The following is a 25,447-nucleotide window of genomic DNA, read 5'->3' as shown; positions in this document are numbered from 1 at the left end:
CTCTGTGCCCCCTCTATGAACCCACTGCTTTCGCAGCCGTCGTCGCCAGCGCTTCTGGAGGCGACGCCGTCCCTGGCCCGCGTCTGGTGGTTGGCCCTCCGCCCCAAGACCCTCACCGCTTCGGTCGCGCCCACGCTGCTGGGGTGGGCCTTCGCCTGGTCGGAGGGAGTCTGGCGGCCGGTGCCGGCCTTCGCGTTCCTGATCGGCTTCGTGCTGATGCAGATCGTCAGCAACCTGGTGAACGACTACTCGGACTTCGAACGGGGCGCCGACACGGCGGAGCGGCTGGGCCCCGCGCGGGTGACGCAGAAGGGCTGGCTGAGCGCGCGCCAGGTCGCGAGCGCCGCGGCCCTGGCGTTCACCGGCTCCTTCCTGTCCCTGCTGTTCCTGACCCAGGAGGGAAGCTGGCCGGTGTTCGCGGGCGGGGCCTTCTGCCTGGCGGGCGCGGTCTTTTATTCGGCGGGCCCCGTGCCGCTGGGCTACCTGGGCCTGGGGGACATGCTGGTGCTGCTCATCTTCGGCCTGTCGGGGGTGTGCGGCAGCTACGTCGTGCTCTCCCACCACGTCACCCAGGAGGTGATGCTGGCGGGGCTGTCCATGGGCCTCATCGCCGCGGGCATCCTGGCGGTGAACAACCTGCGGGATCGCGACACGGACAAGGTCGTGGGCAAGAACACCCTCGTCGTGAGGTTCGGCCGCCGCTTCGGGCAGTGGGAGTACACGGTGGCGGTGGCCGGCGCGTTCCTCATCCCCGTCCTGGCCTGGCTGCTGCTCCCCGAGCACCGCTCAGGTTGGCTGCTCACCCTGGGGGGACTGCCCCTGGCGGCGAAGGAGATCCGCGCCATCTGGAAGGAGGACGGCAGCGCGCTCAATCCGCACCTGGGCAAGACGGCGGGACTCGGGCTGGTGTTCTCGCTGCTGCTGTCGGCCGGCTTCCTCCTGTAGTCCTACCCGGCACGACCGGTGGTCCGCGAATTGCGCGGACTCTCATAATGTGGTCAGTTCGGTCCGATGAGGTGTTCTCCTCCCGACCTTTCCCTGCGCTTCACGACTTCGCGCCGCGAAGTGCGAGGGGCGTTGGGGGAGCTGGGACGTGTGGGCCCGCGCGAGAGAACACCTGGTTCCTTCTCCCCCCTGTTTGATCCCGGCCTCGTCTTCCATGATCCGCTCAATCCTGCTCAAGAGCGCGTGGTGCGCCCTCCTGGTGCCCCTGCTGTCGTGCAACCTCCTCAAGGTCACTGACGACGAGGGCTCCACCACCGGCCGCGGCGCCAAACGATTCGACCCCTATCAAGGACTCAACTCCGGCGCGGTCCGGCTGAGCCTCCAGTACATCAACGGCTGCGCCTTTCTTCCCAACGGCCAGATGGCCGCGAAGAACGGGACGCCCAATGTGCGGCCGGACGGCACGGTCATTCCGTACCCGGACGTCTGCATCACGCCGCTCGGGCAGGATCCGCTGATGCTGTCGCCGCCCACGGGCACGATGCAGATCCTGGCGGACACCCAGTACTTCCTGAACCAGTTCTCCGTTTCGGAGACGGTGGTCAACCAGCACACCAACCCCACGGACCTGAGCGCCGCCCTGTCGTGGATCAAGACCCAGACGGCGTTCGCCGGCCTGGACTGGAGCAACGTCAGCCAGGGCCAGGACGAGTGGAGCTTCTACAGCCTCGCCGGCGTCGTGGAGGAGTGCTGGACGCGCGAGGTGCTCTTCGGCAACGCGAACTGGCAGAAGGTGACGGACGACACCATCACCGTGGAGGTGCTGGACGAGGCGGGCACGCCCCGCGCCAGCCAGACCTACCTGCGCTCGGAGCTGCTCGCGTCCTCGCCCTACGCGGGCCACTCGCGCTTCTCGTGGCGCTCGGAGAACCTGAAGCCGCCGCGCTTCCCCGGTGACAAGGACCCCGGCACCGTGACGGGCCTCGCGGGCGGTCTGGCGCAGCCCCCCACGTTCCGCACCATCGCGCGCGTGGACATGGTGGGCAGCACCAACCCCTTCAAGGTGCTGCGCGTGCCGCGCCTGTCGGGTCCCGGCGCGCTCCGGGCGACCTGGAGCCAGCTGCCCGACAAGCCGTTCTTCTTCCCCGTCACCTACGTGCTCCCGGAGGACCGTCCCTCCACCTGCACCGACGACGCCGGCCAGCCCGTGCAGTGCAGCCCGGGCCTGGATTCGCGGCTGACGTTCTCGCCCCCCACCGAGGGCAGCTTCTACAAGCCCGGCGAGGACGTGAGCGTCTACGTCGACCTGCGCGACAACGCGGGCAACCACCTGCACACGCCGGAGCTGCTGCCCAGCGCGCGGGAGATGATCAACAACCAGTCCAACGGACTGATCACCTTCGTGCCCAGCGTCATCGCCACCGTCACGGAGAACGACTCCATCCCGAACGTGGCCATCGCCGGCCCCATCCAGGACTTCAAGGTGCTGGGCGACCCGAGCGACAAGCCGCAGTTCCTGGCCCGTCCCTTCCCGTTCGCCTTCATCGATGACGCGACGTTGACGGGCCTGACGCCGGGCCTCGCGGACTTCAAGTGGCCCACGCGCCAGACCTTCTCCCTGCCCGCGGACGCGAAGCCGGGCACCTACGTGGCGCTGGTGAAGTTCAACCGCGCCGCCATGGGGGAGCGCGTCGCCAAGCTGTCGCCGTTCTTCTTCCAGGTGGGTCAGGACGAGGCGACGACGTACCCGGGCAACGTGGGCAACTGCCAGATCTGCCACCGCGGCGTGAACTCGCTGGACAACCTGCGCCACGGCCTGTCGGTGGACCACATCGAGAGCTGCAAGGTGTGCCACCACTACGACACCGACACGGTGGGCCGCACCCAGGAGATGGTGCACCGCATCCACATGAACTCGCCGCGCTACCCGGCGGACCGGGCCGACTGCACCGTCTGCCACCTGACGCGCAAGAGCACCGAGCGCCCCAGCCTGTCCCTGTGCGGTTCGTGCCACCTGTCTCAGCACGGCGATGAATTCTTCCAGACCGCCTTCAAGCAGCGCGGCGCCGTGAACAAGTTCGGCAACTGCGCGCAGACGTGCCACGGCGGCGAGCAGCTTCCCTCCAGCCACATCCTCCCCGCGAAGTAGGGGATGCGACGAGCCATGCACAAGTCCCTCTTCGTTGGAACGCTCCTCGGTGTGAGCCTGTTGGGCGTCGGCTGCCAGGAGTCCGGCACGCCCGCGTCGTCGACCTTCGTCCCGCGTCCCGTCTACGTGAACCGCGAGCCGGCGGGCCTCACCACCCGGCTGACCGGCTTCACGGTCGACCCGGAGGCGTACTTCATCAACCTGGCGACCTGCTCGGAGCTGTACGGGCCGGTGGTCAACGGCCGCAAGCAGTGCCCGCTGCCGCCGCTGTACGCGGAGTTCAGCCCGCTGTTCCAGCGCTCGACGGTGCGCAACTCGCTGGTGACGGTGCTGGACACGGTGCCGGACTTCACGAAGCAGCCGCCCGCGCCGCCCGCGCCGCCGCCGCCGGTCATGGCCAGCGCGGCCGGCCTGTGGACCATCGAAAAGGTGCCCACGCGGCCCTGGCCCAAGGTGCCTCCGGCGGACCCCGCCACCTACGTGCCGCCCATCTACCTCATGCTGTCGCTGGGGGAGGGCGCGCTGGCCAACGACGCGCCCACGCCGTTCCCGCTGCCCCCGGTGCCCGTGGGCAACTACGTGCCCACCGCGGCCGCGCGTCCGGTCGTCACGGGCCACAGCGCGTGCGTGGGCCTGGAAGCCATCCAGGTCAGCGACAAGGGCATCCTGGAGGCCGTGGCGAAGTACCTGAGCACCGAGGGCACGGCCGTGACGGTGCAGGACCTGCTCAACCCGGCGCGCTACGCCGGCGTGACGGTCTTCTGGCTGTACCGGCCGGGCTTCCCCGTCTTCCGCGTGCCGGCGGACAACACGACCGTGACTGCGTCCGCAGGCCGGGTGTTTCAGGTGGAGTGGGCGCCTCCGGGCGCGCTGCCGCCTCCCCTGGCGCCCTTCCAGTCCACGCGCGGCTTCTTCATCGCCCCGACCCCTCCGGGCGCTCCGGCGGCCACCGTGAGCAGCGTGGGCATCGTCGCCATCGTCCACCCGCCCCTGATGGGGCCTCCGGTGCCCGTGGTCTACACGGTGAAGGATCCGACCACGAGCACCGTGGAGAACCGGCCCTGGAAGACGGATCCGATCGTGCTTCCTCCGACGCCGGGTGTCGTCACCTTCGCGGGTCTCCAACTCGCGGACGCGGTGCCCCTGGATCAGCCGAACATTCCCCCGCCCAGCACCTGCGTCCCCGGGCAGTAGTCGCCGTCCGTTCCACCCCCAACGCCTCCCGCTTCGCCCTCTCCTTCACCGGAGAGGGCGGAGTGCTGAATCCACGCCGTACGGAGCAACGTTCCCCATGATGAAGAAGATCCTGCTGGCCGTAGGAGTCCTAGTCGTCCTCGTCCTGATTGGTGCCGGCTCCGCGATGGGCGTGGCCACCCACAAGGTGAATAAGACCTACGAGGACGTCGCGCTACCCAACATCACGCGCGACTCGTCACCGGAAGGCATCGCGCGCGGCGAGCAGGTCTTCCGCGCCGTCTGTGCCGAGTGTCACGCGGGTGGAGGCAACACGAAGCCCGTGGGCGTGCGCATGCACGACTTCCCGCCAGACCTGGGCACCTTCTACTCGGCGAACATCACGTCGGATCCGGAGAAGGGCGTGGGCGCCTGGACGGATCAGGAGATCGCCCGCATGGTGATCAACTCCATCGACCGCAACCATAAGTTCCGCCCCATGCCGCCATTCCCCAACATGGGCGACAAGGACCTGGCGGCGGTCATCGGCTTCATGCGCTCCGGCCACCCGGACTTCGCGCCGGAGAAGGCGCAGCCGCCGCGCTCGGAGCTGACGCCCCCGGGCCGGATGGTGTTCTCGTTCGCCATGGGCATCAACGACAAGTCGCGCACCGCGGAGGTGCCGGTGCCCGCGAAGGCGGCGGACTCCGTGGAGTACGGCCGCTATCTGGCGGCCAGCGTCTACGACTGCGTCTTCTGCCACTCGCCGGGCTTCGACGGCAGCGAGGCGAAGATGAAGAACCCCGACACGGTGCTGAGCGGTGGCTTCGAGTTCGACCTGACGCCGATGGGCGGCGAGGGCAAGCTGCTGTCGCCCAACATCTCGCCCAGCGAGACGGCCGGCATCGGCAAGTGGACCCTGGATGACTTCCTGGTCGCCATGAAGTCCGGTGTGACGCCGGACGGCCACATCCTGCGCCCGCCGATGCCCAAGTACCGCTACGCGGACGACGTGGAGCTGACGGCCCTCTACACCTTCATCCGTTCCATGAAGCCCAACGACAAGGTGATCCCGCCTCCTGCGGGCGGCCGTCCCAAGGTGGAGCCCGCCAACAACGACCCGGAGAAGATGTTCAGCTCCCTGGGCTGCGCGACGTGCCACGCCCCCGGCAAGGCCTACGAGGCCAAGCTCCAGGGCGCGAAGGGCAAGCCCGTGGAGGAAGTGGCCAAGTGGATCCGCAACCCGGAGGCCTTCAAGCCCGGGACGCAGATGCCCACCTACGCGAGCCTCGTGGACGAGAACAACGCGCTCGCGCTGGCGAAGTACGTGCTGGGCCGCACGGGTGGCACGGTGAGCGAAGGCACCACCCCCTGAGCGTCGTCCTGCTTTCGTCGGGCCGCTTCTCCTGACGGGAAGCGGTGTCGCTCCCGCCGCCCCGATTTCGCGCCCCACGCCGCTGCTGGCCTGGAGGACCGGAGTCGGGGCGGTCTTCTTTTGGGCCGGGGCCCGGACCTCAAGAAACAGTTCCGTACACTTCCGGTGAATAAATGAACGGAGGGGCCGTGGAGAGGTGGCAGCGGCGATGACGCCCGACGGTCGGGCGAGCCCGCTCCCATCTCAAGGAACTTCCATGAACCCGATTGTCCGCGCCGTGCTGGCCTCGTCCCTGTTCGTCTCCTCCGTCTGCTTCGCCCAGGGGGCGGAGATCAACATGCAGGTGGATGTTGATGATCAGGACATGCCCGCCGCGCGCATCCAGGTGAAGGCGTCGGGGCAGGACGGCCAGGACGGCGCCACCGTGAAGGTGCGTGGCGGCGGGGCGATGATGGACGTGCGTGTGACGGGAGGCATGACGACGACCGAGACGCGCACGGAGACCCGGACGGAGACGAACACGGAGTACGTGGCTCCCGTCCGTGAGCGTGAGCGCGCGCCTTCGCACGGCTCCCGCGACTGTGGCACGGGGACGGACGAAGGCTGCAACACACGGCGGGACGGACAGTTCCCGATGGACGCCAGCACCTGGCGCGGCTTCTACCAGTCGCTCAAGAGCGAGCCGAACGAGATCGTCCGCGAGGAGAAGGCGGGCAAGATGCTCAAGCGCGTCTACCTGACGGCGGCGCAGTTCGGCATGGTGTTGGACCTGTTCCCCAATGAGATCACCCGCCTGGACGTGGCGAGGGAGGCCGCGCCGCACGTGGTGGATCCGCAGCACGCGCTGGGCTTCTCCTCCAAGTGGAGGAACTCCATCAGCGGCAGCGAGTACACCGACCTCATCACGGAGTAGTCGGCGCGACGAAGCCGCACGCCTGAAGTGAAGAGCCCCCGCGCCTCGTGAAGGCACGCGGGGGCTCTTTGCTTGGGTGACGCGCTACGGGGCTAGTGCCACGTGTCGTTGAGCGTCACGGTGCCGCTGGCGGGCGTGGTGGAGGCGCGGTTGGCGCCGCTCTCCCAGGTGACGTTCCCGCCTGCGTCCTTCTTGATGTACTTGTATTCAAAGGCTGTGGAGCCGGGCAGGCCCACCGTCGCGTCCCACGTCGGGTAGTTGGCCGGTGAGAGCAGGATGGCCGCCGCCGGACTCCAGCTTCCCAGCGCGGCGAGGCTGCCCACCACGTAGACGTTCTGTCCCTGCACGGTGCTCACCGTCGAGCGGAAGGTGACGGCGGCCCCGGACGTCGCGGTGGTGACGCTCAGGGCGCTGCCTTGCGCGGACGCGTTGCCGGCATTGTCCCGGGCGCGCACCGTGTAGCTGTAGGCGGTGCCCAGGGTGAGGCCCGTGTCGGTGTACGCCGTGGAGGCGGGCGAACCCACCAGCGTGCCATTGCGGTACACGTCGTAGCCCGCGATGCCGCTTGAGTCCGTGGAGGCCGTCCACGTCAGGCTCACCGTCGTGGCCGTCTTGGACGGGGACGCGAGGCCCGTGGGGACGCTCGGGGCGGTGGTGTCGGTGGAGGGGGCGCCCGCGGTGATGACGCCCGCGGTGAACGTGGAGGTGCCCTCGGGCAGGAAGTAGTTGAGCCCGCCGTTGTTGTCCCACGTGCCGCTGCCGTTGTTGAAGACGGCCTCCAACTGCGTGGCGCTGCCCAGGCTGACGGTGAGCTTCGCGTAGCCGGCCACCTCCGCGTTGGGCATGGCCGTGCCGGGCGCCGTCGTCCACGTGCCGCCCGCAGGGCGGGAGTGCATGTACGGCGTGGTGAAGCCCTTCTTGTAATAGACGGTCGCGGTGCTGCCCGTGCTGGTGGTGACGGAGTGCGCGGTGCTCGCCGCGGACGTGTTGCCCGCCGCGTCCTTCGCCTTCACGGTGTAGCTGTAGGCGACGTTGCTGGACAGCCCGGTGTCCGTGAACGCCGTGCCCGTGGGCGTGCCCACCTGGGTGCCATTGCGGAACACGAGGTAGCCCGTGACGCCCACGTTGTCCGTGGAGGCCGTCCAGGACAGCGACACGGACGTGTCCGTCTTCGACGGCGCGGTGAGGCCCGTGGGCGTGGAGGGCGCCGTGGTGTCCACCACCGGTCCGCCTGGGGTGATGGTGCCGGCGTTGAACGTGGAGGTGCCCGCGGGGAACAGGTAGTTCAGGCCGTTGTTGTTGTCCCACGTGCCGCTGCCGTTGTTGAAGACGGCCTCCAGTTTGTCCACCGCGCCCAGGTTGACGGTGTACTTCGCATAGCCCGCCACCTCCGCGTCCGGCATGGCCACGCCGGGCGCCACCGTCCACGTTCCACCCGCCGGGCGGAAGTGGATGTACGGCGTGGCGAAGCCCTTCTTGTAATAGACGGTGGTGGTGTAGCCGGTGCCCGTCGTCACCGCGAGCGCGGTGCTCGTCGCGGACGTGTTGCCCGCCGCGTCCTGGGCCTTCACGGTGTAGCTGTACGTCGTGGAGGAGGACAGGCCCGTGTCCGTGTAGCTGGTCCCGGTGACGGACGCGACCTGCACGCCCCCGCGCAACACGAGGTAGCCCGCGACGCCGTAGCCATCCGTGGACGCCGTCCAGGACAGCGCCACCGACGAGCTTGTCACCGTCCCGGCCGCGAGCCCCGTGGGCACCGACGGCGCGGTGGTGTCCGGTGCCTTGGTGGTGACGGAGAGCGCGCTGCTCGCCGCCGACGTGTTGCCCGCGGCATCCCGCGCCTTCACCGTGTAGCTGTAGGCGGTGCTCGGCGTCAGGCCCGAGTCCGTGAAGGACGGCGTGGCGCTGGTGCCGACCTGCGTGGCGCCCCGGAACACGAGGTAGTCCGCGACGCCCACGTCGTCCGTGGAGGCCGTCCACGTGAGCCGCACCGAGCGGTCCGTGGTCGTGGCCGCCACGAGCCCCGCGGGCGTGGAGGGCGCGGCGGTGTCCACCACCAGGAAGGGCGCCGTACCGGCCACCGTGCCGTTGAGGTCCTCCACGTACTTGCCGCCGGTGAGCGTGTAGCGGCCCGCGCCCACGTAGACGGATTGGATCTCGCTGCGGGTGACGTTGCCGCGCGTGTCGGTGGCCTCGATGTAGTAGTCGAGCAGCTGGTCGCGGTAGCTGCCCACCGTGACGTAGTAGAGGTCGCCCGTCTCCTGCGCCGGCACCTTCGCCATCACCGCCAGGTGCGCGGGCTGCCAGGACACGCCGTTCATGGACGGGCGCAGGTCGCGGCGCTTGAGCGGATGGTCCACCCAGGCGCCCACGCGCGCGGTGTCGATGTTGGGGACGCCCGCCGTCTTCAGCGCCGCCGGGTCGTAGACCTTGTGCGTGTTGTCCGTGGGGTCGATGGACTTCGCCGTGTGCACGCGCACGCGCGCCTTGATGCTGGCGATGCCGCTCACGTCATGGGCGTACGTGTAGAGGCCGAACACGTTGTTGAAGTGGTGCAGCGTCCAGCCCTCGGACTTGTCCGTGTTGGCGCTGCCCGGGTTGTACGGCCAGCGCTGGGGCCACCACACGGACGGGCCGGTGCGGTCCTGCGTGAGCCGGTCCTGCACGTAGGGCTTGGAGAAGTAGAGCGACTGGTTGAAGGACAGCGTCGGCTTGACGATGTCGTCCACGTTCTCGTCGTAGTAGCCGAAGCCGGAGTCCATCGCGGGCAGCAGGAAGTACCAGGACAGCTCCGCGGGATTGGCGCCGCCGGCCCAGTCATTGGCCGCGTCGCCCTTCACCGGGAACGAATACATCCACGGGTTGAGCTGGTTGCCCGCGTGCGTCACCTGGCTGTCGAGGGCGGTGGTGGGCTGCCAGTGGTTGGGGTGCGCGTCCAGCCAGATCTGCTCGGCCGTCTTCGCGTAGTTGAGGGCCGCCTGGAGCTGGGCGAAGTTGCGCTCCAGGTAGTGCCAGCCGTGCTCGAAGGAGACCGTCATCCCTTCCTGCAGGCCGCTCAGGTTCGTCTTGGGCGCCAGGTTCAGGCCGGTGGCCGCGTTGAACGCGGGGAACTGGCCCTTCCAGATGCCCATGGGCAGACGCCAGTGGTGCCACTGCGGATCCGACGACGAATCACGCGTGTCCACCCAGGAGCCGTCCTGCACGTGCACCACGTCGCTGGCGACCGGGGTGTGGGCCGCCAGGTATTCGCTGATGCCCAGACACTGCACGCCCCCGGCGCAGGTGGCGCTGCGGCCGTTGTACCAGGTGTCCGAGGAACCGGCCCGGCCGCCGCTGTTGTCGCCGTCATGGGCAATCACGAAGAACTGCCGCTGCGGCACCAGCCCCTGGAAGCTCTGGAGGTTCACGACGTCCACCGTCGCGGAGCCCTCCCAGCCCTCCAGCCAGGAGCCGTTCTGGTTCACCGGGATGCCCACCACCTTGGACTCGGCGCCGGTGGCGGGGTCCACGTAGCGCACCCAGTGCGGCGTGGAGGCGAAGGGGTACTTGTTGCGGATGGTCTGCTGCTCGTGCGCCATCTGCGCGCTCACCCAGCTGCCCACGCCGCTGGTGTTCTGCAGGTCCGCGCGGTTGGGAGGGGACACCAGCGTGTCCGCGCCCGGGTCGTTGAGGAACGGGTAGTCCTTCAGCGTGCGGGAGAAGTGGTTGTCACCGATGACGGACCACTGGACGCCCAGCTTCGCGAGGGTCGGCACCAGACGCTCGGAGAACCCCAGCTCCGTGGGAAAGAAGCCCGGGGACGCCTGGAAGCTGCCGCCCAGGAAGTAGGGCTGCGCGAGCGTGGCGCTCTGGTAGACCAAGTCCTTGAGGAAGTAGTCGTTGCCCACCAGCGGCCCCATGCTGTGGTGGCCGGTGAAGTGGATGAGGTCCAACGTCCGCTTGCCGGAGGGCGTGCGCAGGGCGTCGTACTTCGCCTTCCACGGCGAGCCCCACGACGCGTTGTCGTAGCCGGCCACGTTCCTGCGCGTGGACAGATCATGGACGTTGTTCACCACGGCGCCGGACATCGTCACGTGCACCTGGCCGGTGGACGCGTTGGTGCGCATGTCCTGCGCGACGTCCGGCGGCCAGTACAGGTACGCGCCCGTCTTCGCGTTGTGCGAGTAGTACGTCACCAGATCGTCGTGCGGCATGGGCGCGCCCGACGGCAGGAAGTACGTGTAGTTCGCCGGGGGCGACTGCTTGATCTGGATGACCTGTGCGTCGTAGGCGTAGCGGATGGGACCGCCCACGGGCGTCGTCGCGTATTGCGAGACGTCGTAGTACGGCCAGAAGTTGGGCATGTGGTTGTGATACACGTGCGCCGCCGCGATCGACTGCGCACGCGACAACCCGGGGGACACCAAGGACGTCACCGCCGCGAGCAACGCGACGGCCTTCAATCCACGCATGAGGGAGCCTTGTCTGGGAATGACACGAATGCCGTGAATCCCGGACTTGTTCTAATGCGGTTCCCGAGTGTCTCAAAACAGGTGGAAGGAAATGGATTATGCGGGGATGCCGACGGTGAGGGCGGCGACATGGCTTCCGCCACGCTGCCGGTTGAGGGTGAGCGGCACGCCCGCCGCGGTGCCGGAGAGGCCCGCGATGCTGGAGCGGATGTCGCTGCGCACGATGCCGGAGAGGGTCAGGGCATTGGCCCCGTTGGAGCCGTCGCCACCCATGGCATTGCCAGACGTTTCCTGGGTAGTATGGCCTTCCACGAATAACAGGAGAGGTGCCCGATGAAGCGTCTGTTCATGTCTTCCCTGGCGGTGCTTGCCATTCATGTGGCGGGGTGTGGCGGTGGGATGGAGGAGGGCGAGGTCCAGGCCCCCGCCGAGCCCGTCGTGAACGACAAGACCCAGGCGGGTCCCATCAACGGGCCCTTCTACGGGACCCACGTCGACCATTTCAGCGACTCCACCATGACGACGCGGGTGGGCGTCCGCGAGTGGGGCTGTTCGAGCGCGACCATGCTGATCAACTGGGGCGTGGAGGGCTACGAGCGCTCCTACAAGTTCCTGTGCGCGCAGGAGTTCTAGGCCAGGCGCCTTCTCTCAAGAAGGCGTGACGCCCGCGACCAGGTAGACGCGCACCTGCCCGGAGTTGACGCCGTAGGCCACGTCCACTCCGAGCAGGGGCAGCACGACGTTGCTCAGGTACAGGCGCAGGCCCGCGCCCACGCCCTGGGCCACGGTGGCGTGGTCGAGGCCGGACTTCGACTCCGGCAGGTAGCCCCGGATGACGCGCCCGGTGGAGTCGGTGAGGGTGCCGTCGGCGGGCAGGTCGCGAAAGGCGATGACGCCCGTGTCGGAGAAGCCCACGCCCCGGAACGCCAGCGATTTGATGGAGAAGAGCGGGAAGTGGTACTCGGCGGTGAAGGTGAGCCGGGTGTCGCCGCGGAACTGGCGGTACTGGAAGCCGCGCAGGGTGTTGCCGCCCATCACCAGCTCCTGGTGGAAGGGCAGGTCCTTTCCCACGGACAGCTCGCCGCGCAGGATGAGGTTGTTCTCCGTGAAGAAGCGCAGGCCCTGGCGGTAGAGGACGCCGAACTTGCGGTAGCGGAACTCGCTCCACACACCCGGGACGGACACCTCGTAGGAACCCTCCAGGTTGAGGCCCTCCGTCACCGCGTGCAGCGTCTGGCGCGAATCCAGGCCCACCATGAAGCGCAGCGACGTGTCCCGCAGCGACGGGCCCGTGGAGAACGCCTGCGTCGTCACCGGCTTCTCCGGATCCGGGGACTGCGCGTCGATGCTGGCCAGGCGGTACTTGGCCGCCGCGCGCACGCGCTCGAAGAGGATGAAGCCCAGCTCTCCCGCGAGCGACGCCGAGTTGAGCCGCGTGCGCCGGACGATTTCGGGGGCGTCCTGGCTGGCCCCCGGAAGGTACTCGTCCACGCGGTCGCTTCGCAGCTGGCCCTCCAGGCTGAACTTGAGCTGCGGCAGGCCGAAGACGAGCGGATCCAGGTAGCCCACGAACAGGCCGCTCTCACCGGTGCTGACCTGCGCGGCGGCGGCGAACTTCTTCGCGCGCCCGGCCAGGTTGTTCTCCGCGTAGAGCAGGCCACCGCCGGTGTTGGCGGACGACAGCGCCACCGTGGGGGCCACCACCCACGAGGCCTTGTCCTTCACCTCCAGCAGCAGTCGCACGCGCCCGTCCTGCCGGGGCTCCGTGCGCACATGCACTTCCTGGAACAGGCCGGTGGACAACAGGCGCCGCTCCACCTTCTTCAGCTCCTCGTCGTCCACCATGTCGCCCACGCCCACTTGCGCGTAGGAGCTGATGGTCCCGTGCTTCGTCTTGCCGGGGCTGTCCACCACGACTTCCGCCACCTCCGCCTTCCCCGGGAGTCCGGAAGTGGACGGTAGGACGTCTTCTTGAGCACGGGCTCCGGATGCGCCCAGGCCCAGGAGGGCCACGGCGAGGACCGACAGGCAACGGAAGGGATTCAGGCGGACAGGCACGCCCTGCTCATACCCTTAAGTCGCCGCTTCGGAATGGGCTCAAGGTGCCGGGGCCGTCACGGGCGCGTGATGCTCAACGTTCGGCTTCCATGCGCGCCTTCTCGCTGACAATGACGTCGCGCACATGGTCGCGCAGGGCGTGCACGTCCCCGGCGAAACCGGCCGGATCGATGGGCTCCAGCACGCGCACCCGGGCGTGGACCGCCTGCTGGATGACGAGCCCGTGCTTGGGCATGGTCCGCGCGGTGCCGGTGAGCACCACGGGGATGATGGGGCAGCGCTGCTGGATGGACAGCGTGAAGGCGCCGTCCTTGAAGGCCTTCACCTCGCCGTCCTTGGAGCGGGTGCCTTCGGGGAACATCAGGATGGGGATGCCGCGCGCAAGCCAGCGCTCACACCCGGCCATCATCTGGATGATGCTCGCGCGGTCCCCCCGGATGAGCGGCACATAGCGGTTGAGCCGCATGTTCCAGCCGATGAGCGGCAGCTTGAAGTTCTCCGCCTTGGAGACCCACTTGAAGGGCCGGTAGAGGCCGAAGAGCACCAGGATGTCCCCCAGCGACTCGTGGTTGGCCACCAGCACCGCCGCGCCCTTCCAGGGCAGGCGGTCGCGCCCCTCCACCTTCAGGTTCCACAGCGGGTTCACGTAGAAATACAGCTGCGCCCAGAAGCACGAGTACAGGTGGAGCACGCGCCCATCCGCGTCGAACGGGCGTGTGAGCGCCCACACCAGGAGCGCTCCGAGGAACAGCACCGCGCTGGACAGCGCGAAGAAGAGCCAGAACGCGATCGAGAGGAGGATTCGGATGATTCCCACTCTGTCATGGATGGGTGGATCCACACACCGTAGGTGAGCATTAATCGCACCCATTGCACGGGCATGAAGGGGCACAGGACATGGATTCGACGCAGATGGGTGAGCAAAAGGCGCTGTTCCTGGATGACCTCCAGGTGGGCCAGCGGTTCACCAGCGGCACGCACGCCCTGGACGCGGAACAGATTCGCGCCTTCGCCCGGGAGTTTGATCCGCAGGGCTTCCACCTGGACGACGAAGCGGCCAGGGACACCCTCTTCGAGGGCCTGGCGGCGAGCGGCTGGCACACGGCCGCCATCACCATGAAGCTCAATGTCCAGGGAGGGCTGCCCTTCCGAGGAGGCATCGTCGGGGCGGGCGGGGAGATCCGCTGGCCCAAGCCCACGCGCCCCGGGGACGTGCTGCACGTGGAGAGCGAGGTGGTGGAGATCACGCCCTCGCGGACGAACCCGGCCCGGGGCATCGCCACCGTGCGCAGCGAGACGCGCAACCAGAAGGGGGACGTGGTGCAGGTGCTCACCGCGAAGCTGGTCCTGCCCCGTCGCCCGGCGAGCGGGTGAGCTGGAAGGAACGCTTTTCGGCGCTCCGGGTGGAGGTTAGCGTGCGGCCTCGCCCCGTCCCGCTCCCGAGGAGTCCTTCCATGTCCCGCGGCACCCCCGACTTCGACCTCGCCTCCGTGGACGTGGAGGGCTTCTACCGGGAGCTGAAGGAGATCCGCGCCCAGGTGGATGCGTCCCTGGGGGAAGCGGACGCGGCGCACCTGCGCAAGCTGGAGCGCTGGGGGCGGGTGGCCACGTGGCTGGGCGTGGGCACGGCATGGATTGCTCCCAACCCGTTGAGCGCGGTGGCGCTGGGGCTGGGGCGCTCGACGCGCTGGCTGCTCATGCACCACGTGGGGCACCGGGGCTACGACCGGGTGCCGGGCCTGCCCGCGTCGCGTACGAGCAAGGCGTTCGCCAAGGGCCACCGGCGCCTCCTGGACTGGCTGGACTGGATGCTGCCGGAGGCGTGGGTCTTCGAGCACAACGTGCTGCACCACTCGCACACCGGCGAGGACGCGGATCCGGACCTGCTGGAGCGCAACGCGGAAGGGACGCTCCGGGACACGGGCCGTCCGCTGCCGCTGCGCTACGTGCAGCTGGCGCTGTTGGCCATCACCTGGCGCGCCAGCTACTACGCGCCGGAGACGCTGGGGTCGCTCAGGCGCAAGGGCCGGCGTGAAGGGGGCTCGCTGACGCGGGCGGAGGTGTGGGAGCTCGTCACGCGGTGCTACCTGCCGTACGCGGCCGTCTACTTCGGCCTGTACCCGGCGGCGTTCCTGGTGCTGGGTCCGTGGGCGGCGTTCAGCGTGTTCTGCAACTCCGTGCTGGCGGACGTCGTCACCAACCTGCACACGTTCTTCGTCGTGGGGCCCAATCACACCGGCGAGGACCTGTACCGGTTCGACAGCGCGCCCGCGAACAAGGCGGAGCGCATGGTGCAGCAGGTGCTGGGCAGCGCGAACTACCGCACGGGCGGCGACCTCAACGACTACGCCCACCTGTGGCTGAACTACCAGATTGAGCACCACCTCTGGCCGGACCTGCCGATGCTCAAGTACGCCCAGGTGCAGCCCCAGGTGAAGGCCCTGTGCGAGAAGTACGGCATCCCCTACGTGCAGGAGAGCGTCTGGACGCGCGCGCGCAAGATGGTGGATGTCGTCGTGGGCAAGGCCTCCATGATGCGGCTGGTGAAGGCCGGGGCACGTCCCACCACGGACGCGAGCGTGGACGCGGCGGCGGCGGAGGCCTCCGCGGCCTGAGTCAGGCGGGCGGCGCGCGGCGACGGCGGGGCAGGGGGGCGAGCGCCACGGGCGTGGCCTCCACCGTCGTCTCCTCGTGGCGGATGGCCTCCGCGTTCACCACGCGCACGCCGTCCGGCTGCACGGGCAGGCCAATGGTCTCCACGAACAGGCGGTAGCTCTCCTCCAGCCGCCGGTGCAGGGCGATGAAGGTCTGGTGCGCGGTGCCAGGCATGTCCTCGGTGTAGGTGAAGTACCAGCGCAGCTCGTCCAGGCGGGCGTAGAAATGATCCACCACGGCCTGCTCCTGCTCGGACAGGTGGATGAGCTGGATGAAGGCGCCTTCGGCGTAGTGCGAAGCCACCGTCTCCACCAGCGGCCCCCGGCTGCGCAGGCGCGAGAAGAGGATGAACATCTCCTCCCGGCGTGCGGCCAGGCGGCGCATGATTCCAGCGGCATCCAGGGCGAGCAGGTTGCGAACGCGCGCGCTGGTCTCTTCGGCCTTCTTGCGGCGAGCCATGGTGCGACGCAGCCTATCGTCAGTGGCCCTTCCTCCGTGAGGACCCAGACGCCTGGGAAGGCGGGGGGACGCCTTCCCAGGGGGAAGGCAGGCGGCCAGGCCCATTTCCGCCTCACGGTGATGCGGCGCGGCAGTGGAGCGGTTGCTACGGTGGGGCCACCATGGTGCTCAAGATCGTCCAGGCAGGAGAGCCGGTGCTGCGACAGCGCGCCCGCGAGCTGACCCCCGAGGAGATTGGCAGTGAGGAGACCCGCCAGCTCATCGCGTTGATGCGCGACACGATGCGGGACGCGCCCGGCGTGGGGCTGGCGGCGCCCCAGGTGGGGGTGGGCCTGCGGCTGGTGGTCATCGAGGACCGCGCCGAGTACCAGGTCGGCGCGACGCCCGCGGACCTGGCCACGCGGGAGCGGGCGCCGGTGGCGTTCCACGTGTTGATCAACCCGAGGCTCGTGGTGGAGGACCCCACGCCGATGGAGTTCCACGAGGGGTGTCTGAGCGTGAGCGGGTTCGCGGCGCTGGTGCCCCGGGCGCGCGGCGTGCGGGTGGAGGCGCTGGACGAGCAGGGGCAGCCGGTGACGCTGTCGGCGCGCGGCTGGTACGCGCGCATCCTCCAGCACGAGGTGGACCACCTGGACGGCACGCTCTACGTGGACCGGATGGAGACGCGCAGCCTCACCACGCAGGACAACCACCGTCGGCATTGGATGGGCAAGAACACCGCGCAGGTGCGTGCGGCGCTGGGATTGCCCGAACGACAGACATCGCTTCCCCCGGAGGACAAGTCATGAGCAACACGAAGCTGTTCACCCCCCTGAAGCTGCGTGACATCACGTTGCGCAACCGCGTGGTGGTGTCCCCGATGTGCCAGTACTCGAGCGAGGACGGCTTCGCCAATGAGTGGCATGTGGTGCACCTGGGCAGTCGCGCGGTGGGTGGCGCGGGGCTGGTGTTGACGGAGGCCACGGCGGTGGAGCCGGAGGGCCGCATCTCGCCGCAGGACCTGGGGCTGTGGAAGGACGCCCACGTGGAGACGCTGGCGCGCATCAACCGCTTCATGCACCAGAACGGCGCCGCGTCGGGCGTGCAGTTGGCGCACGCGGGCCGGAAGGCCTCCACGCTGCGCCCCTGGGACACGGGGAGCCACGGTTCGACGGTGACGCCGGAGCACGGCGGCTGGACGCCGGTGGGGCCGACGGCGGAGGCGTTCGAGGACGGCTATCCGAAGCCGGCGGCGCTGGATGAGGCGGGCATCGCGCGGGTGGTGAAGGCCTTTGGGGACGCGGCGGTGCGGGCGAAGGCGGCGGGGTTCCAGGTGGTGGAGCTGCACGCGGCGCACGGCTACCTGCTGCACGAGTTCCTGTCGCCGCTGTCGAACAAGCGGACGGACCGGTACGGCGGCTCGTTCGAGAACCGCACGCGCTTCGCGCTGGAGGTGACGCGCGCGGTGCGGGCGAAGTGGCCGGAAGGCCAGCCGCTCTTCATGCGCATCTCCGCCACGGATTGGGTGGAGGGGGGCTGGACGGCGGAGGACTCGGTGGCGCTGGCGAAGCTGGTGGCGAAGGAGGGCGTGGACCTCATCGACTGCTCGTCGGGCGGCGTGGTGCCCGGGGTGAAGATTCCGGTGGGGCCGGGCTACCAGACGTCGCTGGCGGAGAGGGTGCGCAAGGAGGCGGGCCTCCTGACGGGCGCGGTGGGGATGATCCGCTCCGCGTTCCAGGCCGAGCACGTGCTGGCCACGGGGCAGGCGGACGTCGTCATCCTGGCGCGGGAGCTGCTGCGGGATCCGTACTGGCCGCTGCGCGCCGCGACGGAGCTTCACGCGGACATCCGCTGGCCGCACCAGTACGAGCGCGCGAAGAACTGAGCAGGGACGAGGGGACGCCGGTTCAGTCGTCGAGGAACCGGCGGTCCCACTGTTGGAAGGTCGCGGCGGGGAAGGCTGGGGGGCCTCGGGTGGCATGGAAGGCCCAGGGTTCCAGGACGCAGGCCAGCTCCCGGTACGCGGGCAACGGCTGGTCGGGGCCTCCGGGTTCCGGGGCCGGGCCCAGGGTGACGACGGCCCGGGATGCGTCCAGGGACTCCACGGTGGTGCCAGGGGTGTGGAGCTGAGCGCGCAGGAAGTCCGTGCCGCCCATTTCGCTCAGGGATGGATCCCCAATGAAGGTCATCCAGTGAGGGACACGCAGGCGGGTGCCGATGTCATAGGCGGTGAGCAGCAGATCCATGACGTCGACGCCTGGATGCTGGAGCAACTGGGGGACGAGATCCTTCATGATGGTCGCTCCATCCAAGAAGCCCGTCGCGGAGAGCCCCACATGCCCTGAGTTGAAGGGCAGCCGCGAGGCCAGTGCGAGTGCCAGATCCCGGACGCGTTGAGGGCCATGTGCTTTCAGCCATGACGTGGGAAGAATGAATTGAACGGCTGTGACTGCTCCCGGGTTACGACGAAACATCGGGTTGTGAAGATCCTTGCCGTCATAGTTGAACTCATACTTGTCGGGATGCGGCCTGCCGTCTGTGAGCGCGACGTGCGTGCGGATCGGGCGCAGGAGTTTGGCGCGAATGATTTCCCTGCTGGCATCATCCAGGTCGCACCACTCCCCATCCTCGTTGGCATAGCGCGTGAGGGCCTGCATCCCGACGGTTTCAAGAAAGACACGCAACGACCCCAGGATGTCGCTTGATACGTCCGCGGTAGATTTGGAGAAGTAGAAGCAGATGCAGATGCTTTCTTGCGTGAATGCTCTGCCTTTTCGCGTGACCTGCATCCTCGGAGTTTCCATGGTCAGGGCCCCACTCCCAGCCAGGGAGAGACACGAAAGACGGATCGAGTCCGAAACGCCTTGATGTACATGTCGCGCTGGCTGCTTCCTTCGTAGGGATGCCCTCGGGGGTAGTCACGCCACTTGGGCCAATCCGAGATGTCGATACAAGGAAACTTGAAGTCGAATGCGGCCTGGATCTTCATTGGATGTCCCTCATGAAGCACCACATCGGGAACAAGGGAACCTTTCAAATCAAAGAAGTTCCCGTCGCGCCGAATACCGTCAACTTGGTCGGGTGACAGCCAGGTTGTCTCCTCGCTTTCCAGATCATACTGATAGGTGGGTTCGAGGCTGAATTCACCTGGCCGGAGTTCATTCAACTTCTCAGCGGCGCAGCTCAGGGCGACGCGATGCATCTCCTCCCCAAGAATCATGGCCCGGGTGAGGGTCTTTCTCTTCTTGTCGGTGCCCACTTCCAAGCACTCCTCCCGGGTAGGGCTGCGGGTCCCGAAGTGCTCGAGGATGACCTCCGTCCGTGCCTTGTCCGCGCATTCCTTCAAGGCCTCCGAGACCTGCTCCAGTTGCGCCTCATCCAGGAGCTTCGCCGCCGCGACCGCCGAACCTCCCGCGGTCCCCACGGCCCGGATGGCCCGGGGGAGGATGGACTCCTGTCCGGCGGCCTGGGCGCAGTAGGCGGGTTGGGTCCGGCAGGCGTTCGTCGCGGAGTCGAGCTTGAGCCGGCCCTGCCCATGCCCGCAGCCCTGGAGCAGCACCGCGATGCCCAGCAACCCCAACGTCCACAGCGGCGTCCAACGCACGAGCGCCTTCCTTCCAAAGTCCGCATAAGCTTTCCGCCATGCTGACCGAGGTGCAGGCAGGACCCTATACCGTGCGCGGTATCTCCGTGGGCGGCGTGTACACGTCGCTCCTTGTGCCGGAGCTGGGCGTGCTGCTGGATGCCGGCGTTCCCATCCGCTCCTTCGCCGGCACCGACCGCATCTTCCTGAGCCATGGTCATGCGGATCATGCCAGCGCGCTGGGTTCGCTCCTCGGCATCCGTGCGCTGGTGGGGAAGGGCCCACCGCAGGTCTACCTCCCAGCGGAAATCGAAGCCCCCGTCCAGGAGGCCATCGCGGCGCTCGGGCGACTTCACCGCATGAAGGCAGACCTCCACACCGTCCCCATGCGTCCCGGTGACACCCTGAAGCTCCAGCAGGACCTGTGGGTGCGTGCCTTTCGCACGCACCACCCCGTGCCCTCGCTGGGCTACCAATTCATCCGCCGCGTCTCCAAGCTCAAGCCCGAGTACCGCGAGCTGCCTCCCGCCGAAATCGGCCGCCGCCGCCAGGCCGGTGAGCCCCTCTTCGATGAAGTCGAACGTCTGGAGCTGGCCTACTGCACCGACACGCTGTCCAACGTGCTGGAGCGCCAGCCGTCCCTGTTCGACAGCCGCGTGCTCATCCTCGAGTGCACGTTCATCGACGCGGAGCGCACCGTGCGTGATGCGCAGGAGCGGGCCCACATCCACCTGGAGGAGATCGCCTCCATGGCCGACCGCTTCCAGAACGAGGCCCTGGTCCTGATGCATTTCAGTCAGGCTTACAGCCCCGCTCAGGTCCACACGACCCTCCAGGCCCGCCTGCCCGCCTCGCTGCTGGAGCGTGTGCGAATCTTCGCCCCGGACTCCGGCCGCTGGTTCGGTTGACCTCCAGCGCCGGCCTTCCTGAAAGGCCGCCATGTCCCTGCCTTCCGCCGCGTCTGCCCCCGCCCGACATGTCCTCATCGCAGGGGCGGGCATCGGAGGACTCACGCTCGCGTGTGCCCTCCACCGCGCGGGCCTGCGCGCCACCGTCCTTGAACGCGCGGACGCGCTGCGGCAGGTGGGCGCGGGCATCACCGTCCAGATGAACGCCTCGCTCGCGCTGCGCCGCATCGGCCTGTGCGACGCGGTGGTGGCTGAAGGGGCTCGGGTGGACGAGACCGTCCTGTTCGATGCGAAGGGCGCGCGCCTCACCCGCATGGACGTGGGCGCGCTCCAACGGGAACTGGACGCGCCGATGGTGGCCGTGCACCGCGCCCGCCTCCAGTCCGTCCTGCGTGCCCACGTGGGCCCGGAGGACACCGTGCGCCTGGGTGTCGCGGTGACGGGCTTCCAGGACGACGGCGCCCGCGTCACCGCGTCCCTGTCCGATGGCACCACCGTCTCCGGCGACGTCCTGGTGGGCGCGGATGGCCTGCGCTCCGCCGTGCGCACCGGCTTGTGGGGGCAGCAGCCCACCCGGTACTCCGGCTACACGAGCTGGCGGGGCGTGTGCCCGGCCGCGGACCTTGTGTCCACCGGGCACCTGTCCGAGACGTGGGGGCCCGGCGCGCGCTTCGGCATCGTGCCCATCGGCCATGGCGAGGTGTACTGGTACGCCACGCTCAATGCTCCTGCGGGGACGGAGGATGCTCCCGGACAGACGCTCGCCGTGCTGCGCGAGCGCTTCGCCGGATGGCATGCGCCCATCGCGGCCCTGCTGGATGCGACGTCTCCGGACCGCGTCCTGCGCACGGACATCCACGACCGTCCTCCGTTGCGACACTGGAGTCGGGGCCGCGTGACGCTCCTGGGCGACGCCGCGCACCCGATGACGCCGAACCTGGGGCAGGGCGGCTGTCAGGCCATCGAGGACGCCGTGGTGCTGGCGGAGTGCCTGGCGGCGCCGGGCCCGGTGGAGGACGCACTGCGCGCCTACGAGGCCCGTCGGGTGACGCGCGCCAACCAGATCGTCGTGCGCTCGTGGCGCATGGGTCGCGTGGGCCAATGGGAGAACCGGGCCGCCTGCTTCGTGCTCGATGCGCTGATGCGGCGCGTTCCCTCGCGCGTCGCCACGCAACAACTCAGGGACATGGCGAAGGCCGCGCTGTGATGCGACGCACTGCCCGATGGGCCGTGCCCTGTCCGTCAGTCAACGCTCTCTTCGTCGATGCGGTCACGAGCCGGGAGCGACCGTGATTCCTATCGCGTGACGGACGCCAGGAAGGGCACCACCCGGGGCAACACCTTCGCTGCCTTCGCCCAGGCGCCTCCATGCTCCGCGCGCTCGATGCTCGCGAAGCCCGCGCCCGCCCGCTCCGCCACCGCCTTCATTGCGTCGTGGTACGGATCCTGATCACCGCAGTAGAGGAGCCCCGGCCTTCCGGAGCGCACCAGCGCGTCATCCAGACCCGTCGTGTCCTCGCAGGCCTTGAGGCACAGCCGCAGCGCCTCCGGGTCTCCCGCCTCGATGGCCTCCGCCAGCTCCGGCGCGCGCTGAGCACTCATCAGCAGCACCTGGAACCAGTCCACCACCGGCTCCGGCGGGAGCTGCTTCGCCAGCGCCGCGTACGCCGTACGCAGGCCGTTGACCGGATCCCAGCCGCCCACCACGTACGACGCGAGCCGCTCCGGCGCGAAGGCCGCGAGCCCACACACCGTCCAGCCCCCCATCGAGTAGCCCCACGCATGCGCCTGGGGAATCGACAGCGTGTCGAGCACCGACAGCACGTCCTCCACGCGGCGACGCAGCCCATAGGCTCCGGGCTCGTGGGGCGTGTCGCTCTGTCCGTGCCCCAGCGAGTCGAACGTCACCACCGTGTACGCGTCCTTCAACGCGGGCACATACCCCTTGAGCGTCCAGTGCGAGCCCAACTGGAGCAGCCCATGCAACAGCAGCAGGGGAGGGCCCCGGCCTTCGACCTCGTAGTGGATGCGGCGGCCGGACTTCGTCGCGAACGGCATGTCTCCCGGGCTCCTCTTTCGTCGCGAAGGGACTACAGGCCGGACACCTTCGCGGCGCTGGACACCGTGAAGCCGAAGGCCACCGTCTGGCGTGAGCGCGGCGGCAGGTTCAGTTGGAAGCGCACGATGCCTTCCTCGCTCACCTTCGTGGGCGCGGGCTTCGTGGCGTCCTTGAGCAGCGCCACCTCCACCGCCTCGACTTCGGACACCGGCATGCGCTCCTCCACCGCCAGGTCCGCCGGCTTCGCCCCCATGTTGGAGACGAACAGCTTCACCCGCTGCGTGCGCGTGCGCCGTCCGGTGATGCGCGCGACCTCTTCGCCTGCGTCCACCTGCCGCGACACCCGCAGCGAGTCCTCGCTGCCGAAGCCCAGCTTCACCCGCTCGCCCCGGCCGGAGAACTTCAGCTGCGCGCGGCCCACGTAGCCCTTCTCGCGCACCAGATCCACCGGCCCCGCGAGCAGCACGGCCGGCCCGGTGTTGTCGAACCGCGCCACGCGGTGCACCAGGGGCGACTGCTCCGGACAGGCCACCAGCTCCGAGCTGGCCGGGGACGTGAACGCGAACAGCGCAACGCGGTGGGCCTCGCCATCCGACGGCACCGTGGCCTTGTGGGTCGCCGTGAGCGTCACCGGTTCGCCGCCGTCGTCCATTCCGGGCAGCGCATCCGCGGCCTTCGTGGTGCCGGCCTCGCCCGTCGTCTGGAGCGCCTCCTCGCGGATGGACACGTCCACCACCTGCTTCTCGCGCACCGTCTTGTCGCGCAATGACAGCCAGTCGTCCTGGAGCCGGGGCGGCGTCGCGCCCAGCGTGGGACGCGCCGTGGAGAAGGCCAGCGTCACGTCCTTCCAGGCCTCGCCCGTGTTCTGCCAGACGACGGCTTCGCACTCCAACGTCACCGTCGCTGCCTCCGGCGTGGAGCGCAGCGCCGCGCGGTAGGCCGGACGCCAGGCCGCGCAGGGCACCAGGTACGTCAGCGTCAGCGTCGCCGGGCCTCCCGCCGCGTGGCTCACGTCCAGCTCCGCGCGCACGTCCAGCGTCGGCTCCGGCCGCTCCGTGCGGGACAGGATGTCGCGGGTCTCCTGCTGGTGCTGGCGCTGGAGGCGGGCCTCGTGGCGCCGGGCCTGCCGGAGCGCGTCGTCCGTCGCCGTCTGCTCCTTGCGAAGCGTGTCGAGCTGTTCCTTCCACCGCGCGGGGTCGGCTTCTCCCGCGCCGGTGCGCTCGGCGATGGCGCGCAGCACCTCCGCGCGCGCGGCCTGCATCAGGTTCCGCTTCACCTCCAGGCGGCGCACCTCCGCCTGGGCCTGCTCCAGCGCCTGCTCATGTTCGAACCCCCGGCGCGCCAGCTCCGTGTGTTGTTCGCGCAGCGCCTCCGGGAGCACGGCGCGCATCGAGCGGCGCAGGCTGGCCTGCGTCACCATGCCGCCCGTCAGCTTCGCCTGGAGCGAGCGGTCCACCGCCACCGCCGGAAGTCCGTCCACCAGGAGCCGGGTGGCGCCTTGCGGCAGCGTCACCTCGCCACTTCGTTCGATGAGGGCCCGGTCCTCCAGGACCGTCACCTTGACCAGGGGCAACAAGATGGAAGTGCGCATCACGTCCTCCGGTTTCCGCCGAGCAGCATCTTGCTGGCGGGCAGCTTCACGACCCACGTCGCCTTCAGGGAGCGCTTCTCTCCGGCGGGAATGCTCACGCGCCAGACACGCTCACCCTCCACCGCCGCCTCGCCCGGGATGGGCAGGGGCTTGTGCCAGGGCGGCACGACCTCCGTCTCCTCCACCTTGATGTCCTTCTGGGATTCCGGCACGGCGCCCACCCGTTCGGAGACGGCGATGCTCACCGGCCGGGAGAGGTGGTTGGCCAGCTCCACCGACACGTGGTGCGTGAGCACCGTGCTGTTGCCGAACATGCCGCCCGTGGCTTCGTCGAAGCGGGTGTTGCGCGCCACCTGGAGCGCTTCCTCCACGCCCAATCCCAGACGCTGCGTCTCTCCCGGGCCCATCGTGGGCAGGGGGGACGTCATCAGGAACTCATCCTCCAGCGTCACGTCCACCGGGCCCGCGAGCAGGGGATGGGGCGTCGGATTGTCCAGGCGCACCGTGCGGAAGACGCGCGGCTCCACGGAGGGCACGCTCACGTACTCGGCCTTGAACTCCACCGGCAGCGTCAACATGGGCACCGTGTGCCACGCTCCGTCGGACGGCACGTCCGCGCTCGCGTCCGCGTCGAAGCGCGCATCGAAGTGCCGGGCGGATTCACGCGGCGGCACGGCCCAGGTGGGCGGCGTGAGCACGTTCACGGCGTCGGCGGTGGCCATGGCGACGGCCACCAGACTCACCACGTCCACCTGCACGCGCACCGCCGACAGGGCCAGCATCGCCTGCGTGACGTGCGCCGGACGGGGCCGCAGCCGGCCGCGTTGCGCCGGGGAGCCGGGCGGGGCCAGCGTCAGCGATTCATAGTCGAGCAGCCCGTCCGCCGGCTCCAGGCCGTCCGCACCGGCCGCGCCCCCTTCCTCCTCCTCGGGCATCGACAGGTCCGCCATCGGGGCGTCGTCGAAGTCCGCCATCGCCTTGCGCTTCTTGGCGCGCTCCATCCCTCCGCCCCCCTTGGGCGCGGGGGCCAGATTCCTCGACTCCTTCTGGATGGCGACCTCTCCGGTGACACTTCCACCACGCGGGGCGGAGGCCGCACGGCCCAACATGGGCGCTCCCGGACGCCTGGGCGGAGGGGGAGGCATGGAC

General features: G+C 69.0%; 22 protein-coding genes. 12 read left to right on the top strand and 10 right to left on the bottom strand.

The window, feature by feature from the left end:
• From menA to D7Y13_RS16020, 5 genes are all read left to right on the top strand, one after another.
• Positions 1–945: 1,4-dihydroxy-2-naphthoate octaprenyltransferase (gene menA, locus D7Y13_RS16040; RefSeq protein WP_208734466.1), on the top strand; the 945-nt coding region annotated here is incomplete at its 5' end.
• Positions 946–1,159: 214 nt separating this feature from the next.
• Positions 1,160–3,094, top strand: a complete 1,935-nt coding sequence (locus tag D7Y13_RS16035) for a hypothetical protein (protein ID WP_120584467.1) — start codon at positions 1,160–1,162, stop codon at positions 3,092–3,094.
• Between the two features lie 15 nt (positions 3,095–3,109).
• Positions 3,110–4,288 carry a hypothetical protein gene (locus D7Y13_RS16030; protein WP_120534580.1) on the top strand — a complete coding sequence of 393 codons (1,179 nt, stop codon included), beginning with the start codon at positions 3,110–3,112 and terminating at the stop codon, positions 4,286–4,288.
• Positions 4,289–4,385: 97 nt separating this feature from the next.
• Entirely contained in the window at positions 4,386–5,642 is a 1,257-nt protein-coding gene (locus D7Y13_RS16025) for a c-type cytochrome (RefSeq protein WP_120534581.1), read from the top strand.
• A gap of 256 nt (positions 5,643–5,898) precedes the next feature.
• Positions 5,899–6,555 carry a proline and serine-rich protein 1 family protein gene (locus D7Y13_RS16020; RefSeq protein ID WP_120584466.1) on the top strand — a complete coding sequence of 219 codons (657 nt, stop codon included), beginning with the start codon at positions 5,899–5,901 and terminating at the stop codon, positions 6,553–6,555.
• A 92-nt stretch (positions 6,556–6,647) separates the two neighbouring features.
• Here the strand turns inward: D7Y13_RS16020 and D7Y13_RS16015 are convergent, their stop codons facing one another.
• Both D7Y13_RS16015 and D7Y13_RS16010 read right to left on the bottom strand, forming a co-directional pair.
• Positions 6,648–11,006 carry a carbohydrate binding domain-containing protein gene (locus D7Y13_RS16015; protein WP_120584465.1) on the bottom strand — a complete coding sequence of 1,453 codons (4,359 nt, stop codon included), beginning with the start codon at positions 11,004–11,006 and terminating at the stop codon, positions 6,648–6,650.
• Positions 11,007–11,102: 96 nt separating this feature from the next.
• The gene (locus D7Y13_RS16010) at positions 11,103–11,279 is read right to left on the bottom strand and encodes a hypothetical protein (protein ID WP_233595700.1); all 177 of its coding nucleotides are present in this window, start codon (positions 11,277–11,279) and stop codon (positions 11,103–11,105) included.
• Positions 11,280–11,339: 60 nt separating this feature from the next.
• On the opposite strand from D7Y13_RS16010, the gene D7Y13_RS16005 reads away from it, so the two are divergent.
• Positions 11,340–11,639, top strand: coding sequence for a hypothetical protein (locus D7Y13_RS16005; protein WP_120534584.1), 300 nt, complete (start codon positions 11,340–11,342; stop codon positions 11,637–11,639).
• Between the two features lie 15 nt (positions 11,640–11,654).
• Here D7Y13_RS16005 and D7Y13_RS16000 read toward each other — a convergent pair whose 3' ends face one another.
• The gene (locus tag D7Y13_RS16000) at positions 11,655–12,932 is read right to left on the bottom strand and encodes a BamA/TamA family outer membrane protein (protein WP_233595699.1); all 1,278 of its coding nucleotides are present in this window, start codon (positions 12,930–12,932) and stop codon (positions 11,655–11,657) included.
• 205 nt (positions 12,933–13,137) lie between these two features.
• Positions 13,138–13,872, bottom strand: coding sequence for a lysophospholipid acyltransferase family protein (locus D7Y13_RS15995; RefSeq protein ID WP_370450780.1), 735 nt, complete (start codon positions 13,870–13,872; stop codon positions 13,138–13,140).
• A 104-nt stretch (positions 13,873–13,976) separates the two neighbouring features.
• On the opposite strand from D7Y13_RS15995, the gene D7Y13_RS15990 reads away from it, so the two are divergent.
• Positions 13,977–14,438, top strand: coding sequence for a MaoC family dehydratase (locus tag D7Y13_RS15990; RefSeq protein ID WP_233595698.1), 462 nt, complete (start codon positions 13,977–13,979; stop codon positions 14,436–14,438).
• 80 nt (positions 14,439–14,518) lie between these two features.
• Positions 14,519–15,679 (top strand): fatty acid desaturase family protein, encoded by a 1,161-nt coding sequence (locus tag D7Y13_RS15985; RefSeq protein WP_120584464.1) that lies wholly within the window; start codon positions 14,519–14,521, stop codon positions 15,677–15,679.
• Between the two features lies 1 nt (position 15,680).
• Here D7Y13_RS15985 and D7Y13_RS15980 read toward each other — a convergent pair whose 3' ends face one another.
• Positions 15,681–16,178, bottom strand: a complete 498-nt coding sequence (locus D7Y13_RS15980; RefSeq protein WP_120584463.1) for a hypothetical protein — start codon at positions 16,176–16,178, stop codon at positions 15,681–15,683.
• Positions 16,179–16,339: 161 nt separating this feature from the next.
• On the opposite strand from D7Y13_RS15980, the gene def reads away from it, so the two are divergent.
• Together def and D7Y13_RS15970 are read left to right on the top strand one after the other, a co-directional pair.
• On the top strand, positions 16,340–16,966 hold the full coding sequence (def, locus tag D7Y13_RS15975; RefSeq protein WP_120534589.1) for a peptide deformylase: 627 nt from the start codon (positions 16,340–16,342) through the stop codon (positions 16,964–16,966).
• The gene (locus tag D7Y13_RS15970) at positions 16,963–18,042 is read left to right on the top strand and encodes an NADH:flavin oxidoreductase/NADH oxidase (protein WP_120534590.1); all 1,080 of its coding nucleotides are present in this window, start codon (positions 16,963–16,965) and stop codon (positions 18,040–18,042) included. Before def ends, D7Y13_RS15970 begins: the two co-directional genes overlap by 4 nt.
• A 22-nt stretch (positions 18,043–18,064) precedes the next feature.
• On the opposite strand, the gene D7Y13_RS15965 is transcribed toward D7Y13_RS15970, so the two are convergent.
• Positions 18,065–18,946: a type VI immunity family protein gene (locus tag D7Y13_RS15965; protein ID WP_158620414.1), complete on the bottom strand. Its 882-nt coding sequence runs from the start codon at positions 18,944–18,946 to the stop codon at positions 18,065–18,067.
• 17 nt (positions 18,947–18,963) lie between these two features.
• Positions 18,964–19,761 (bottom strand): hypothetical protein, encoded by a 798-nt coding sequence (locus tag D7Y13_RS15960; protein WP_120534592.1) that lies wholly within the window; start codon positions 19,759–19,761, stop codon positions 18,964–18,966.
• A 38-nt stretch (positions 19,762–19,799) separates the two neighbouring features.
• Here D7Y13_RS15960 and D7Y13_RS15955 point away from each other — a divergent pair, with 38 nt between their 5' ends.
• Together D7Y13_RS15955 and D7Y13_RS15950 are read left to right on the top strand one after the other, a co-directional pair.
• On the top strand, positions 19,800–20,648 hold the full coding sequence (locus D7Y13_RS15955) for an MBL fold metallo-hydrolase (RefSeq protein ID WP_120584461.1): 849 nt from the start codon (positions 19,800–19,802) through the stop codon (positions 20,646–20,648).
• A gap of 31 nt (positions 20,649–20,679) precedes the next feature.
• Positions 20,680–21,855 (top strand): FAD-dependent monooxygenase, encoded by a 1,176-nt coding sequence (locus D7Y13_RS15950; RefSeq protein WP_120584460.1) that lies wholly within the window; start codon positions 20,680–20,682, stop codon positions 21,853–21,855.
• 89 nt (positions 21,856–21,944) lie between these two features.
• Here D7Y13_RS15950 and D7Y13_RS15945 read toward each other — a convergent pair whose 3' ends face one another.
• From D7Y13_RS15945 to D7Y13_RS15935, 3 genes are all read right to left on the bottom strand, one after another.
• A complete protein-coding gene (locus D7Y13_RS15945) occupies positions 21,945–22,706 on the bottom strand; it encodes an alpha/beta fold hydrolase (RefSeq protein WP_120584459.1) in 762 nt (253 codons plus the stop codon).
• 32 nt (positions 22,707–22,738) lie between these two features.
• Positions 22,739–24,298 (bottom strand): DUF4139 domain-containing protein, encoded by a 1,560-nt coding sequence (locus D7Y13_RS15940; RefSeq protein ID WP_120584458.1) that lies wholly within the window; start codon positions 24,296–24,298, stop codon positions 22,739–22,741.
• Positions 24,298–25,447, bottom strand: a 1,150-nt coding sequence (locus D7Y13_RS15935; protein WP_120630709.1) for a DUF4139 domain-containing protein, incomplete at its 5' end; no start/stop codon positions are given. The genes D7Y13_RS15940 and D7Y13_RS15935, both read right to left, overlap by 1 nt.

It is taken from the genome of Corallococcus praedator (genome assembly GCF_003612125.1).
In the GTDB taxonomy this organism is placed as follows: Bacteria; Myxococcota; Myxococcia; order Myxococcales; family Myxococcaceae; genus Corallococcus; species Corallococcus praedator.
The sequence above is the reverse complement of the archived record's forward strand: the minus strand, read 5'-3'. Positions and strand labels throughout refer to the sequence as shown.

Coding starts and splice junctions, on each gene's coding strand:
- D7Y13_RS16035 (WP_120584467.1), top strand. CDS start 1,160: ATGATCCGCTCAATCCTGCTCAAGAGCGCGTGGTGCGCCCTCCTGGTG.
- D7Y13_RS16030 (WP_120534580.1), top strand. CDS start 3,110: ATGCACAAGTCCCTCTTCGTTGGAACGCTCCTCGGTGTGAGCCTGTTG.
- D7Y13_RS16025 (WP_120534581.1), top strand. CDS start 4,386: ATGATGAAGAAGATCCTGCTGGCCGTAGGAGTCCTAGTCGTCCTCGTC.
- D7Y13_RS16020 (WP_120584466.1), top strand. CDS start 5,899: ATGAACCCGATTGTCCGCGCCGTGCTGGCCTCGTCCCTGTTCGTCTCC.
- D7Y13_RS16015 (WP_120584465.1), bottom strand. CDS start 11,006: ATGCGTGGATTGAAGGCCGTCGCGTTGCTCGCGGCGGTGACGTCCTTG.
- D7Y13_RS16010 (WP_233595700.1), bottom strand. CDS start 11,279: ATGGGTGGCGACGGCTCCAACGGGGCCAATGCCCTGACCCTCTCCGGC.
- D7Y13_RS16005 (WP_120534584.1), top strand. CDS start 11,340: ATGAAGCGTCTGTTCATGTCTTCCCTGGCGGTGCTTGCCATTCATGTG.
- D7Y13_RS15990 (WP_233595698.1), top strand. CDS start 13,977: ATGGGTGAGCAAAAGGCGCTGTTCCTGGATGACCTCCAGGTGGGCCAG.
- D7Y13_RS15985 (WP_120584464.1), top strand. CDS start 14,519: ATGTCCCGCGGCACCCCCGACTTCGACCTCGCCTCCGTGGACGTGGAG.
- D7Y13_RS15980 (WP_120584463.1), bottom strand. CDS start 16,178: ATGGCTCGCCGCAAGAAGGCCGAAGAGACCAGCGCGCGCGTTCGCAAC.
- def (WP_120534589.1), top strand. CDS start 16,340: ATGGTGCTCAAGATCGTCCAGGCAGGAGAGCCGGTGCTGCGACAGCGC.
- D7Y13_RS15970 (WP_120534590.1), top strand. CDS start 16,963: ATGAGCAACACGAAGCTGTTCACCCCCCTGAAGCTGCGTGACATCACG.
- D7Y13_RS15965 (WP_158620414.1), bottom strand. CDS start 18,946: ATGCAGGTCACGCGAAAAGGCAGAGCATTCACGCAAGAAAGCATCTGC.
- D7Y13_RS15955 (WP_120584461.1), top strand. CDS start 19,800: ATGCTGACCGAGGTGCAGGCAGGACCCTATACCGTGCGCGGTATCTCC.
- D7Y13_RS15950 (WP_120584460.1), top strand. CDS start 20,680: ATGTCCCTGCCTTCCGCCGCGTCTGCCCCCGCCCGACATGTCCTCATC.
- D7Y13_RS15945 (WP_120584459.1), bottom strand. CDS start 22,706: ATGCCGTTCGCGACGAAGTCCGGCCGCCGCATCCACTACGAGGTCGAA.
- D7Y13_RS15940 (WP_120584458.1), bottom strand. CDS start 24,298: ATGCGCACTTCCATCTTGTTGCCCCTGGTCAAGGTGACGGTCCTGGAG.